The 14,616-nt window shown below is 44.8% G+C and carries 12 protein-coding genes; 11 read left to right on the top strand and 1 reads right to left on the bottom strand.

The window, feature by feature from the left end; all coding sequences use genetic code 11:
* The first annotated feature begins 16 nt into the window (after positions 1-16).
* From JKJ11_RS10085 to JKJ11_RS10045, 9 genes are all read left to right on the top strand, one after another.
* Positions 17-763 (top strand): phosphatase, encoded by a 747-nt coding sequence (locus tag JKJ11_RS10085; RefSeq protein ID WP_252038113.1) that lies wholly within the window; start codon positions 17-19, stop codon positions 761-763.
* 15 nt (positions 764-778) lie between these two features.
* Positions 779-2,782, top strand: coding sequence for a transketolase (gene tkt / locus JKJ11_RS10080; protein ID WP_252038112.1), 2,004 nt, complete (start codon positions 779-781; stop codon positions 2,780-2,782).
* 383 nt (positions 2,783-3,165) lie between these two features.
* Positions 3,166-3,459, top strand: a complete 294-nt coding sequence (locus JKJ11_RS10075; protein ID WP_006071813.1) for a hypothetical protein — start codon at positions 3,166-3,168, stop codon at positions 3,457-3,459.
* A 186-nt stretch (positions 3,460-3,645) separates the two neighbouring features.
* Positions 3,646-5,280 carry an ABC transporter substrate-binding protein gene (locus JKJ11_RS10070; RefSeq protein ID WP_252038111.1) on the top strand — a complete coding sequence of 545 codons (1,635 nt, stop codon included), beginning with the start codon at positions 3,646-3,648 and terminating at the stop codon, positions 5,278-5,280.
* Positions 5,281-5,367: 87 nt separating this feature from the next.
* Entirely contained in the window at positions 5,368-6,288 is a 921-nt protein-coding gene (gene oppB / locus JKJ11_RS10065) for an oligopeptide ABC transporter permease OppB (protein ID WP_031495785.1), read from the top strand.
* 11 nt (positions 6,289-6,299) lie between these two features.
* A complete protein-coding gene (gene oppC / locus JKJ11_RS10060) occupies positions 6,300-7,202 on the top strand; it encodes an oligopeptide ABC transporter permease OppC (protein WP_006071809.1) in 903 nt (300 codons plus the stop codon).
* 19 nt (positions 7,203-7,221) lie between these two features.
* The gene (locus tag JKJ11_RS10055) at positions 7,222-8,193 is read left to right on the top strand and encodes an ABC transporter ATP-binding protein (protein ID WP_062457516.1); all 972 of its coding nucleotides are present in this window, start codon (positions 7,222-7,224) and stop codon (positions 8,191-8,193) included.
* Positions 8,194-8,198: 5 nt separating this feature from the next.
* Positions 8,199-9,185, top strand: coding sequence for a murein tripeptide/oligopeptide ABC transporter ATP binding protein OppF (gene oppF, locus JKJ11_RS10050; protein WP_275664854.1), 987 nt, complete (start codon positions 8,199-8,201; stop codon positions 9,183-9,185).
* 193 nt (positions 9,186-9,378) lie between these two features.
* Positions 9,379-10,377 carry a succinylglutamate desuccinylase/aspartoacylase family protein gene (locus JKJ11_RS10045; RefSeq protein WP_088877546.1) on the top strand — a complete coding sequence of 333 codons (999 nt, stop codon included), beginning with the start codon at positions 9,379-9,381 and terminating at the stop codon, positions 10,375-10,377.
* Positions 10,378-10,478: 101 nt separating this feature from the next.
* Here JKJ11_RS10045 and JKJ11_RS10040 read toward each other — a convergent pair whose 3' ends face one another.
* Positions 10,479-10,733 (bottom strand): hypothetical protein, encoded by a 255-nt coding sequence (locus JKJ11_RS10040; RefSeq protein ID WP_006071801.1) that lies wholly within the window; start codon positions 10,731-10,733, stop codon positions 10,479-10,481.
* A 328-nt stretch (positions 10,734-11,061) separates the two neighbouring features.
* Between JKJ11_RS10040 and JKJ11_RS10035 the strand changes: the two genes are divergently transcribed.
* A complete protein-coding gene (locus tag JKJ11_RS10035) occupies positions 11,062-12,825 on the top strand; it encodes an ABC transporter ATP-binding protein (protein ID WP_252038110.1) in 1,764 nt (587 codons plus the stop codon).
* A complete protein-coding gene (locus JKJ11_RS10030; RefSeq protein WP_252038109.1) occupies positions 12,819-14,606 on the top strand; it encodes an ABC transporter ATP-binding protein in 1,788 nt (595 codons plus the stop codon). The genes JKJ11_RS10035 and JKJ11_RS10030 overlap by 7 nt, the downstream gene beginning before the upstream one ends.
* The last annotated feature ends 10 nt before the right edge of the window (positions 14,607-14,616 follow it).

The raw sequence follows: 14,616 nt of genomic DNA, 5'->3' as shown, positions 1-14,616 counted from the left end.
ATAGAGGACGAGAGTCATGAAAATAGTCATTGATACCCATACTCATACTATCGCTAGCGGCCATGCTTACAGTACGGTCTTAGAGAATGCGTTAGCAGCAAAAAATAAGGGGCTGGAGCTTCTTTGTATTACGGATCATGCTCCTGAAATGCCAGGTGCCCCCCATTACTGGTATTTCAATAATCAGAGGATTCTGCCCCGATTTCTCCACGATGTCGGCATACTACGTGGCGTAGAAGCCAACATTCTAAACACTAAGGGAGAAATAGATCTTCCTAGCTCGAGTGACCAACATTTAGACTGGGTTATCGCCAGTTTTCATGAGCCAGTTTTCTCCCCATCCACAGAGCAAGCTCATACTGAGGCCCTGATTAATGCCATGAAAAGTGGTCGAATCGATGTACTGGGTCACACAGGCAACCCTAACTACCCGTTTGATATGCGCAAAGTTTTACAGTGCGCGAAAGACTTAAACATTGTTGTCGAAGTAAACAACACCTCACTAACTGGTAAAAGCCGTAAGGGCAGTGACAAGCGTTGTGACGAAATTGTCCGTCTAGGAAATGAATTAGGTGTGTATTTCACCACGGGTTCAGACGCGCACTTTTGTGAGGAAATTTCAAAACTCGACAAAGCCATAGACCTGCTCACTAAACACCAAGTACCGGAAGAGAGAATTGTATCGACATCGTCGAGCCGCTTTCTAAATTTCCTGCGTCTACGCGGCAAAGCAACAATCCAAGAATTTGAACATTTATATTAATTTTCGAGAGTTAAAATGACTGAAACAAACAACAGAAAAAAACTCGCCAATGCAATCCGCGCGCTAAGCATGGATGGTGTTCAACAAGCTAACTCAGGTCACCCAGGTGCACCAATGGGTATGGCTGATATCGCTGAAGTTCTTTGGCGTTCTCACCTAAATCACAACCCGTCAAACCCAGAGTGGGCTGACCGCGACCGTTTCGTACTGTCAAACGGCCACGGCTCAATGCTGATTTACTCTCTGCTTCACCTAAGCGGTTACGAGCTATCAATTGACGATTTGAAAAACTTCCGTCAACTGCACTCAAAAACACCAGGTCACCCAGAGTACGGCTATGCACCAGGTATCGAGACGACGACTGGCCCTCTAGGTCAAGGCATCACTAACGCGGTTGGTATGGCGATTGCTGAGAAATCTCTTGCAGCTCAGTTCAACAAAGAAGGCCATGACATCGTTGACCACTTCACTTATGTCTTCATGGGTGATGGCTGTCTGATGGAAGGTATCTCTCACGAAGCGTGTTCACTAGCGGGTACCCTAGGTCTGGGTAAGCTGATCGCTTTCTGGGACGACAACGGCATCTCTATCGATGGTGAAGTGGAAGGTTGGTTCTCTGATGACACACCTAAGCGCTTCGAAGCATACGGCTGGCACGTAATTCCTGCAGTAGACGGTCACGATGCTGATGCGATCAATGCAGCGATTGAAGCGGCAAAAGCGGATCCACGTCCAACACTTATCTGTACTAAAACCATCATCGGTTTTGGTTCACCAAACAAAGCGGGCTCTCACGACTGTCACGGTGCACCACTAGGTCACGACGAAATTGCAGCAGCACGTGAATTCCTGGGTTGGGAACACGGTCCATTCGAAATCCCTGCTGACATCAAAGCAGAGTGGGATGCAAACGAAGCGGGTAGCGCAAAAGAAGCAGCTTGGAACGAGAAGCTAGCGGCTTATGAAGCGGCTTACCCAGAACTAGCGGCTGAGTTTAAGCGTCGTGTGAACGGTGAGCTTCCAGCTCAGTGGGAACAAGAAGCAAGCAAGATCATTGCAGACCTTCAAGCAAACCCAGCAAACATTGCATCACGTAAAGCGTCTCAAAATGCACTAGAAGCGTTCGGTAAGATGCTTCCAGAATTCATGGGCGGCTCTGCTGACCTAGCACCATCAAACCTAACCATGTGGTCTGGTTCTCAGTCGCTAACGGCTGACGATGCATCTGGCAACTACATCCACTACGGTGTACGTGAGTTCGGTATGACGGCGATCATCAACGGTATCGCGCTACACGGCGGTTTCGTTCCTTACGGTGCAACATTCCTAATGTTCATGGAATATGCTCGTAACGCAATGCGCATGGCTGCACTGATGAAAGTGCAAAACATCCAAGTTTACACTCACGACTCTATCGGTCTGGGTGAAGATGGTCCGACGCACCAACCGGTTGAGCAAATCGCATCACTACGCGTAACGCCAAACATGAGTACATGGCGCCCATGTGACCAAGTAGAGTCTGCGGTTGCTTGGAAATACGCAATTGAACGTAAAGACGGCCCAACATCGCTTATCTTCTCTCGTCAAAACCTAACACAGCAATATCGTGACGCTGAGCAGCTAGCAAACGTTGCTAAGGGTGGTTACATCCTGAAAGATTGCGAAGGCACGCCTGAGCTAATCCTTATTGCGACAGGCTCTGAAGTTGAGCTAGCAACAAACGCTTACGCTGAACTGACGGCTGAAGGTAAGAAGGTACGTGTAGTGTCTCTTCCTTCTACTGACGTATTTGATGCGCAAGATGAAGCATACCGTGAAGCGGTTCTTCCTGCGGCAGTGACTAAGCGTATTGCTGTTGAAGCAGGTATTGCGGATTACTGGTTCAAGTATGTTGGCTTCGATGGCAAGATTATCGGCATGACAACATTCGGTGAATCTGCGCCAGCGGGTGAGCTGTTTAAGATGTTTGGCTTCACAACTGAAAACGTTGTAGCGACTGCGAAATCGCTACTGGCGTAAGTGCTTTTGTACGGTATAAGAAGTGAGATGTTTCTCTTATGCCGTACAACCTGCCTCAAGAATCGACAGTCATCCCTCTCATTAACACTCTTATGAATGTGATTTTTTGAGCCACATTTACCTTCATAGTGTTAATATTATTTAACTGCTCGTGTATGCCTAGAATGATCAGTTTCTAAATAATATTATCTTTCGATGGAAATATCTTATCCCTTGCCTAATTAAAAGCAATATATCAGAAAATAACAGCGAATAATTTACCCACGATTCACATTAATCTTTTGAGAAAGTATGTTATCTAGACATTACTCATTATAAATGGACAATAACGGATATTTTGTTGTGTGTAATAAGTCGTAGAGCACTGCAGGAAATTAGAAATAATGTTCGAAACAACACGAATAAGATTGATGCTTCATATGGCAGATGTCTACATTAACGGCCCTTTGAGGCATAAAGGTGCTAAAAATATCCATAAACAACTCACCCGAAGCCAAGAGCAAGCTCTAGACTGCTTGTTCAAGCGATGGTCTCCAAGTCCTCTTCATGTATGGAACTTAGTCGATCCACACCATACATTTGACCCTGAAGAAATCAAAGTTATTGAGCAAGTAGTCACTATTATCGGCGCTGATTCATTCCAAGCAGATATAGATAAAGTAAAACAATTTCTATGATAATAGAATGATTTATAGGTGCTGTTTGACATTAATATAATGTGATAAAAACGTTACCTATCTATCAAATTTCCTTAATGTGAATAAGAATTATCTTTTTGTGTTACATCTTTGCGTAAAAAATACTTTTGAATCAAACGGAGTTAATTCTCCAGTTTAATCACAATAAAAAGATGCAGGCACAACATGTTAACTATTAATAAAACGAAAATAGCACTACTAATTAGTACGGGCATACTTGGCTCTACTATTGTTCAGTCATCCTATGCAGCTAACGTTCCAGCCGGAACTAAACTAGCAAAAAAACAAGAATTTGTACGAGGTAACGGTACCGAAGTGGCAACCATTGACCCTCAAAAGTCAGAAGGCGTTCCCGAGTCAAACGTCATTCGTGATTTGTTGGAAGGTCTGGTGACACAGGATGCCAATGGTGAAACCATTCCAGGTGTGGCCGAATCTTGGGATACTCCTGACAATAAGACCTTCACCTTCCACCTCCGTCACAATGCTAAATGGTCCAATGGCGATCCTGTGACCGCGGGAGATTTCGTCTACAGTTTTCGCCGAGCAGTGGATCCGAAAACTGCGTCACCTTACGCTTGGTATCTTTCCTCAACCAAGATGAAAAACGCACAAGATATTATTGAAGGTAAGAAAGATATATCTGGATTAGGTGTTGAGGCCGTTGACGACTACACACTGAAAGTCACATTGGATACCGAAGTACCTTATTTCGTTAAGATGTTGGCTCACACCACTATGATGCCTGTACATAAAGCGACAATTGAAAAATGGGGCGAGAAGTGGACCAAACCGGAGCACTTTGTTGGTAATGGCGCATACCTTCCGGAAAAGTGGGTGGTGAATGAGCGATTAGAGCTGAAGCGAAATCCTAATTACTGGGATAATGAACACACAGTGATCAACAAAGTCACTTTCTTGCCTATTGAGGATCAAGTCGCTGAAATGAACCGTTTCCTGTCGGGTGAAATTCAGATGACTAACGAAGTGCCAAACGAGCATTTCCATCGCCTTCAAAAAGAGTATCCGCAGGATGTCGCCATCAAGGGCAACTTATGCAGCTATTACTATCAGTTCAACGCAATGAAAGCACCGTTTAACGATGTAAGAGTCCGCAAAGCACTGTCTTATGCTATTGACCGTGACATTATCACTAAAGCCATTTTAGGGCAGGGACAGAAACCCGCTTACTTCCTAACGCCAGAAATCACCGCGGGATTTTCGCCACAATTGCCGGAATACGGCAAGCTAACGCAAAAACAAAGAGATGAGAAAGCGCGGGCGTTGCTGGCAGAGGCTGGTTACGATAAAGACCACCCGCTAGATTTCAGCCTGCTGTATAACACGTCGGGAAATCACAAGAAAATTGCGGTAGCTATTTCGTCGATGTGGAAGAAAAAACTCGGGGTTAATGTTCACCTGGAGAACCAAGAATGGAAGTCTTACCTAGCGAGTAGGGACCAAGGCAACTTTGACGTCACGCGTGCTGCGTGGTGTGGAGACTACAACGAAGCATCGACCTTCTTAACTTTGATGATGAGCGATAACGTCAATGGTGGTGTTCATTATAAGAGTCCAGCTTATGATGCCATTATCGACAAAGCCCTCAACTCAAAATCCGAGTCTGAGCGCACTCAGCTCTACTATGACGCAGAGGCACAACTGTCGAAAGACATGCCTTTAGCTCCAATCTATCAATACGTGACGACACGTCTCGTTTCACCTCAACTTGGCGGTTATCCCGAAGGGAACGCGGAAGACAAGATCTACGCAAAAGACCTTTACATCAAAGCTAAGTAATCATTGTTAAAAAGTCAGCAAGGACTCTGTATGTGATCGTACATGCAGTGTCCTTCTGTTATTCATAATTTCAAACTGGACACGTTTATGATTAAGTTCATCATGAAGCGGATATTGGAAGCAATACCAACGTTATTGGTGTTGATCACCGTATCTTTTTTTCTGATGCGTTTTGCACCGGGTAACCCTTTTTCAAGTGAACGCCCACTTCCCCCTGAAGTCATGGCAAATATTGAAGCTAAATATGGCCTAGACAAGCCAGTATTTGAGCAGTACACGACCTACCTATCTAATGTCCTCCATGGAGATTTTGGTCCCTCATTCAAGTATCAAGATTACACGGTTAACGAATTGATCGCTGTGGCACTGCCGGTATCGGCGAAAGTGGGGTTAGTCGCGTTTATCTTTACCCTCATTATGGGAGTCACAGTCGGTACGATTGCCGCCTTAAAGCAAAATACCTGGGTCGATTACACCATTATGTCGACCGCGATGTTAGGTGTCGTGATGCCATCCTTCGTGTTAGCTCCGGCACTGATTTACTTGTTCTCACTACACTGGCACCTGTTTCCAGCAGGGGGGTGGCACGACGGTGGTCTGAAGTACATTGTACTACCCGTCATCGGGATGTCGCTTTTGTATGTGGCAACCTTCGCTCGTATCACTAGAGGCAGCATGATAGAAACGCTCAACAGTAATTTCATTCGTACAGCGCGAGCCAAAGGGCTGAGTTATTCCTACATCGTTCTTAAGCATGCGTTAAAGCCTGCGTTACTGCCTGTAGTGTCGTATATGGGGCCTGCTTTCGTCGGCATTATTACTGGCTCCGTTGTTATCGAAACTATTTTTGGCTTACCGGGTATCGGCAAGCTGTTTGTTAACGCGGCTTTTAACCGAGACTATTCGTTAGTGATGGGGGTGACCATTTTGATTGGTTTCCTCTTCATTCTATTCAACGCCATCGTGGATATTTTGCTTGCGATGATCGACCCGAAAATTCGTTACTGAGGAAGTGAGTGATGCTAACGAAAAAAGAAAACTTGGAAGCTGTCGAGAAGTTTTCAGAAAGTTTAGAAATTGAAGGTCGAAGCTTGTGGCAAGACGCGCGAATTCGTTTTATGCGAAACAAAGCTGCGATGGTGAGTTTGTTGATTCTGTTTGTAATGACCATGGCAGTGATTTTCCTTCCTATGGTTGCAAGTTACACCTTTGATGATACGGATTGGTATGCCATGCACGCTGCACCAAGTGCAGAGCACTGGTTTGGGACGGATAGCTTAGGACGAGATCTCTATGTGCGAACGCTAATCGGTGGACGTATTTCATTGATGGTTGGTGTGCTCGGTGCTCTGGTTGCTGTGCTTATTGGGACCTTGTATGGGGCGACCTCTGGATTTATCGGAGGCAGAGTGGACCGCGTGATGATGCGTGTGCTTGAAATTCTCTATGCAGTGCCATTTATGTTTCTGGTGATCGTGTTAGTAACCTTCTTTGGTCGCAACATCGTGCTGATTTTTGTCGCTATCGGCGCAATTGCCTGGTTGGACATGGCCCGAATAGTACGTGGTCAAACGTTAAGTCTTCGTAGTAAAGAGTTTATCGAGGCAGCTCATGTCAGTGGTGTGAGCAACTGGCGAATCATTACACGCCATATTGTGCCGAATGTATTGGGTATTGTTGCGGTTTATTCGACACTACTTATTCCGAGCATGATTTTAACCGAGTCGTTCCTATCGTTCCTAGGATTAGGCGTGCAAGAGCCAATGACAAGTTGGGGTGCGCTGCTGCAGGAAGGGTCTCAGACAATGGAAGTGGCTATTTGGCAACTGGCTTTCCCTGCTATTTTCATGGTGGTCACACTATTTTGCTTTAACTACGTTGGCGATGGTCTTCGTGACGCGCTGGATCCGAAAGACAGATAGTCGTGACTAAGGAAAAATAATGAGTTTATTAGATGTAAAAGATCTGCGAGTTGAGTTTAAGACGCAGGATGGCTTAGTGACGGCAGTGAATGACCTCAACTTCGCGTTAAACCAAGGCGAAACGTTGGGGATCGTCGGCGAGTCTGGTTCCGGTAAGTCACAAACCGTTTTCTCGATTATGGGTTTACTGGCAAAAAATGGCATTGTCTCTGGTAGTGCTAAATTTGAAGGTCGTGAAATTCTTAATCTGTCTGAAAAAGAACTGAATAAAGTTCGTGCAGAACAGATTGCAATGATCTTCCAAGACCCAATGACTTCTCTCAATCCATACATGAAGGTCAGTGACCAATTGATGGAAGTCCTGATGCTGCACAAAGGGATGGGTAAAACGGAGGCGCTTGAAGAATCTGTGCGCATGCTAGAGGCGGTGAAGATTCCTGAAGCCCGTAAGCGTATCTCGATGTACCCTCATGAATTTTCAGGAGGTATGCGCCAACGCGTGATGATCGCCATGGCTCTGTTGTGTCGCCCTAAGCTGTTGATCGCCGATGAGCCCACCACTGCGTTGGACGTAACAGTTCAAGCACAGATCATGGACCTATTGAATGAGCTGAAAACTGAATTCAATACGGCGATCATTATGATTACCCATGATTTGGGTGTAGTCGCTGGTTCCTGCGACAAGGTATTGGTTATGTATGCAGGCCGTACCATGGAGTATGGAACTGTGGATGATATTTTCTATAACCCAAGTCATCCTTATGCAGAGGGCCTGCTCAAGGCTATTCCTCGATTGGACACGGAAGGGGAGATACTCCCTACTATTCCCGGCAATCCACCTAACTTGCTTCGCTTACCACCGGGCTGTCCTTATCAAGAACGTTGCCATCGTGCTATTCCACAGTGCAGCGTTACGGCGCCAGCGTTAGAGAACTTTGCCGATAATCGCCAGCGAGCCTGCTTCTCTGATTGGGAGACTTGGACCAAATGAATGCTATGAAAGATAACAAAAACCTGCTGTTAGATGTAAAACAGCTCAAAGTACACTTCAGCATTGCTTCGAAATCCGCATGGCCTTGGAGTAAGGCTTCTCAGTTGAAAGCGGTCGATGGAGTCAATGTCCGTCTTTATGAAGGAGAAACGCTCGGAGTAGTAGGTGAGTCAGGTTGCGGTAAATCCACATTCGCACGAGCGATAATTGGTTTAGTTGAAGCTACAGATGGTGAGGTGGTCTGGCTTGGGAATGACCTTACTAAAATGCACTCTGTGCAGCGCAGGGAAACGCGCAAGGAAATCCAGATGATTTTCCAAGATCCGCTGGCGTCTCTCAATCCTCGCATGACAGTAGGAGATATCATTGCTGAGCCCCTAGAGACATTTTATCCAGAGCTTGGCAAACAAGAAGTGAAACAACGCGTTAAAGAAATGATGGCGAAAGTCGGTTTATTACCTAATGTGATTAATCGCTACCCCCATGAGTTTTCTGGTGGCCAGTGTCAGCGTATCGGTATTGCCCGAGCACTGATTCTGCGTCCCAAGATGATCATCTGCGATGAGCCAGTATCAGCATTGGATGTATCGATTCAAGCACAGGTAGTGAATTTATTGAAAGCACTACAAAAGGAACTAGGACTGAGTTTGGTCTTTATTGCTCACGATCTGTCGGTAGTCAAACACATATCAGACCGAGTGTTGGTGATGTATTTAGGAAACGCGGTAGAGTTGGGAGAGTCAGAGGCGTTGTTTGCTGAGCCAAAGCACCCTTATACTCGAGCTTTGATGTCAGCGGTACCAATACCAGATCCTCACATTGAGCGCTCGAAAACCATCGAGATGTTGGAAGGGGATTTGCCTTCTCCAATCAATCCACCTTCAGGTTGTGTGTTCCGTACTCGCTGCCCACTAGCCAATGAAACCTGCGCCAAGGAAAAGCCGATACTAACTGGTGACGAAGCGCACTCGGTATCTTGCCTGTTAGCATAATAAAACGGCGGCAGTGACTCTGCCGCCTTTATGCAACGTTTTTATCGCCTCCTTCCGTAACTTAAACTCAGTCTTATCAACCAGTTCTGCCACCATGGTTCCAATAGTAAGGGGGGTGTAACTCGGTGATTCAGCACTGTACTGGTGTTATATCAATGTTATGATGATGCTTTGTGCCAGCGTCGGAGTTACTATGTCTAAACCACTCAACCAATGTATTGTGCCTATGTATCCAACGATACAGGCCCTGGATGTGGAAGGTTTAGAGCCGGGTGAGCATAAATTTTGGTTTGCGGTCGCCACCGACGCCATAGGTCATCCCCAGACGTTGCCCGTTCGTGTGTTCAAGGGCTCTCGCCCTGGAAAACGGATTATGATTACCGCTGGTATCCATGGTGATGAGCAAAATGGGATCCTAACGGCTCAGCAGTTGGCTAGAGAGCTGATTGGTAAAACGAATGCCGGTACGGTCACCATTGTGCCGACAGTGAACCTGTCTGGGATCGCACGCCATAGTCGTGATTACCACTCCGCTGCTCCAGATAGTTCCACCTCGAATTTGAATCGTGTTTTTCCCGGCAGCCCAGACGGCGATGATGCGAATCGTTTTGCGCACAGCCTTTGGACCAACCTTCTTCAGCCCAACGCCGATTTGGCCATTGATCTGCATTCCCAAACTTCGGGCGCGGCGTATCCACTGTATGTGTTTGCCGATTATCGACTTGATGACGCCATTCGAATGGCGCGTCTGCTGAACCCCGATGTGATTTTAAACGACCCAGGAGACCCAGGTATTCTTGAAACTGTGTATAACCGAGCAGACATTCCCTCAATTACGATTGAAGTTGGCGTCGGGCGCTATTCTGACCTAGACATGGTGCAACGTGCGGTAGATGGGGTGCTGAATATTCTGCGCTCGTATCAGTTAATTGATGGTGAAGTGGTGCCGCAAACTCTACCTTGTACAGAGGGCGAGCAAATTGTCAGTATTCGAGCGAATCAAGGTGGGTTTGTGATCAGCCATGTTGAGTTGCTAGATAAGATATCAGAGGGTCAAAAAATAGCGACGCAATACAACAGTTTTGGTGATGTTATCGAAGAGTACTTGTCACCTTCAGACGGCGTGGTGATCAGTCACAATGTAGAGTCGGTAAGAGCACCGGGTTCACTACTTGTTCGGTTAATTAAATAACCGTACGTTTCGAGCGTTCTACGATACGATAGTTTTAAATAACGGCCACAAAAAAGCTCTCTAAATAGAGAGCTTTTTCATGATTTCAAACGGCAAATTGACTAACTCAGCAAAATAGAGGTTTCTAAAAGGTGCTGAGCGTTATCTAGTAGCTGTGGGTAGCTATTCATGATTTGCTTAAATTTGTCATCGATAGAGTCTATGCAAACCAAAGAGTTGAACATCTCTACTGCCTGATCTGGATTGACACTCAGTGTGTTTTTGAGTGCTTCCAAATTGATATGGTTAGCGTGTTCTACTCTTGTAATTGCTGTGTCGACCATATCGAAGGTAATAGAGTTTATATTTTGTGTCATCGGATAGGTCACTTATATAGTTTTTACTTGAAAAAAGTAAGTCCAGTGCGTCTCGATGATACTGGATAAAAAGTGAGTTTCTTATGACTAAGATCATGTCTTGTTTGATTTTAGGCAGGACGACGCATAAACACACTGCTACAACTTAGAAGGAGTAGAACAAATATTAGTGAGTTTAGTTCGGGATAATTTTAATGAATCCATTCACAAGACTAATTAAAGTTGATATTATCAACCATATTCTAAAGCTAATCCTATGCTACTGACACAATCTGGTCATATCAGCATCGACTAGTACGCCCCTAAATCTTTCCAAATAAAGAGCTTTATGAACACTAGGCAGTTGATTTCGCACTATTTGTATATGAATCGCAAATCCTATATTTTCGCGATCATTTTTATTTTTCTCGTTAACTGGCTGCAAGTAGAAATTCCACGCTATATCCAACTGGCGATAGATCTGATTGATGATGCGTCGAATGACGGTCATCAACAATTGCAAACTTATGTCGCCATCGTAGTGGGCATGTCTGTAGCTATGGTTGTGGTGCGTATTCTGTCTCGAGTGTATGCGCTTAACCCCGGAAGGATTGCAGAAGCTGCACTTAAAAATAGACTGTTAAAACAGCTCAATCGGCTACCAAATAGCTACCACGAGAAGTTTGCATCAGGTCGACTCATTTCTATCATGAACAACGATGTGATGGGGGTTCGACTGATGTTTGGGATTGGCTTTCTCCAGTTCTTTAACACTATGTTTGCTCTTTCTCTGACACCAATTTGGATGTGGCGTATCTCTCCAGAACTGACCATGTATTCAGTCATTCCAATCTCCATTGCTTTTGTGATTTTCCGCATTGGATTTAAGCGAATGAAAGTGTTGCACACTGAGCATATGAATCGGCTACAAAGCTTGTCTGCTCAGCTTATGAGCTACTTGTCAGGCATCGACTTGATTAAGAATCAACGCATGTCACCTTGGGTAACTACAGAAATAGAGAAGCTCAATCAGCAACTGCTGCGTTGCCGAATGCAGATTACTCGAATCCAGGTGTTCTTTTTACCGGTACTTGATTACGCCAATGACCTAATGAAGATACTAATTCTCGGTCTAGGTGGTTACATGCTGATGAATCAAGAGCTAACTCTTGGCGAAATCACCGCATTTCTTACTTATTCTGTGTTACTGGCTATGCCACTGATGCAGCTTGGTCGAATCGCGACTATCTACCAGCGAGGTATTGTTGGTATTCAAAGTGCTCAAACTATCCTCAATGCTAAAATCCCTGAAACTGATCAAACTCGTCTCGCTGATGAGGATGTTGAACAGTTGAAAGGGGAGTCGTTATCGGTAAGAAATTTGAGTTTTCATTATCCAAATGATGAACGGCTGATTTTGGACAATATCAGCTTTGACATTCCAGCGGGCAAAAAAGTAGGGGTACTTGGTGGAATCGGCTCAGGCAAAACAACCTTGGTGAACTGCCTGAATCATCATTTAGATGTTCCCACTAATGCGATTTTCTTAGGTGGTAAAGACATTACGGATTTTTCCCGCAGTGACTTGCGTCGCTATGTTAAAACCGTCACCCAAGACCCTTATCTGTTCTCGGCCACGGTAGAAGAGAATATTCGATTTGGTAGTGCCAACAATGATGCCACCAAGGAGCAAGTGGACGAAGTGCTATCGCTGAGCCAGCTTGCAAACGATGTGGCTAGGTTTGAGGATGGTGATCAAACTCTGGTAGGTGAAAAAGGCATTATGCTCTCTGGTGGGCAAAAGCAGAGGTTGAGCATTGCACGAGCACTCTTAGAGCCCGCAGACCTTGTCATTATGGATAACGTACTCTCTGCGGTTGATTACGAAACCGAACGTAAAATATTGAATGGGTTATTTGAGCGACTCAAACACCAATCGGTGCTCGTGGTATCGCACCGTGTTAACGCTTTAGAATATATGGATGAGATCATCGTACTTAATGAAGGCAAGATAATTGCGAAAGGTGACCATAAAACGTTACTGAAAACATGCCCGTACTATTTGGAAACGTGGCAGCTTCAGCAAAATGAAGCGGAGGCGAGCGCATGTTAAAAGGTGTCGACTTAAAGTATCTCAAGCATTTCTTCAAGTTCGCTAAGAAATACAAGAAAACCGCTCTGATTGGTATTGCTATGCTTCCTCTGTCGGTCGCAACCAGCTTGTTATTCCCCTGGTTAATTATCCAAGTTATTGACGTTCAGTTGGGACAAAATGACTTCGCTGGGTTAATGCAATATGTGGTGTATTTGGTTCTAGTCCTTATTGCTGGGTACGTGGTGGACACCACTTATGCTTACAATCTAAGAAAAACTGGTCAGCTAACGATTACCGATATGCGCGCAGTGTTGTTTGAACGCGTACTCAGACTTCCGCGCAGCTATTTCGACAACACGCCAGCAGGCGTCACGTTGTCACGTTTGACGAGTGATTTAGAGACTATTGGTGAAACGTTTGTGCAATCGGTTGTCGGGTTGGTAAAGGATTCAATAAACACCATTGCCTTGTTGGTAATGATGCTATTTATCGATTGGAAGCTGACTTTGATCGTATTAGTAGTCATGCCTCCTGTTATGTATTTAACGGTGTATGTACGTAATCGTCTAAGAGCTTTACATAAGATAACGCGCGCATCCTTGGCAAGAGGTATCGGTTATCTACAAGAATTGTTGTTCGGTATGAGTACCGTTCAAATGTACCGCGCTGAAGAGAAAGTAGAAGCGAAATACAATGGGCATATTGATGAGTTTTTGGTTGCTCAAAAGAAAATCAATAAGTATGACGCCATCTTATTCTCTTTCATTTCTGGTGTGACGTCGGTAACCATTGGTCTCATGATTTGGTATGGCTCTGAACAAGTGCTAGCCGGAACGCTGACTTTAGGTGTACTGATTGCCTTTATTAATACGCTAGAAAAAGTGTTTGTGCCGATTCGTGATTTCACCTCTCAAATTGCCTCTATTCAAAGCTCGTTTGCGGCGTTTGATCATATCGAAGAACTGTTTGTTGAGCCGACGGAGGAACAAGGTCGAACCTTGTTACCGAGTCATCAGGTCCAACAACCATTGCAAGAGTTTGTGAGCTTAGAGTTCATTAATGTTAGTTTTCGATATAAACAAGATGCTCCGTATGTACTGAAAGACGTTTCTTTCGTACTTAAAAAAGGCCATCAAATTGCCTTGGTAGGTTCTACTGGCTCTGGAAAATCAACCATCATGAGATTGATTTCAAAAACCTATCAAGATTATGAGGGCAGTATTCTGTTAAATGGCATTGAGTTATCGAAGATTTCAGTGGATGACTCGGCACACCTATTTTCGATGATGATGCAAGATGTTCATTTGTTTGAAGAAAGTATCGAGTTCAATATCGCCCTTGGTAAACCGGGGATTGACCGTGAACAAGTTGAGCAAGCCGCACGCTATGTCTATGCAGATCGATTTATAGAACAGTTACCTCGAAGTTATGACTCGGTTTTAGATAAGAATGGTTCGAACTTATCGGTGGGGCAGACGCAGCTTATTTCGTTTGCTCGAGCAGTTGCTCAAGGTGGGCAGATTATGATGCTTGATGAAGCGACAAGCTCTGTAGATTCGATTACTGAAGATCTTATTCAGAAAGCCATGCAGCGTTTATTTGAGGAAAAAACGGTTATCGCTATTGCTCACCGTTTAAGTACCATCAAACACTCGGATCAAATTTTAGTATTAGAAAAGGGTCGAATAGTCGAACAGGGCAACCATGGACATTTGGTGTCTATTAATGGCATCTATGCAGGGTTGTTAAGTGAGTCGACAGGGGACACAAGTGAGATCGATTCTGCAGAAGCTATATGATTCAAGCAAG

Origin of the sequence: Vibrio sp. SCSIO 43133 (assembly GCF_023716845.1) — a bacterium.
Classification (GTDB): domain Bacteria; phylum Pseudomonadota; class Gammaproteobacteria; order Enterobacterales; family Vibrionaceae; genus Vibrio; species Vibrio mediterranei.
This window is presented reverse-complemented; position numbering and strand designations above follow the sequence as displayed.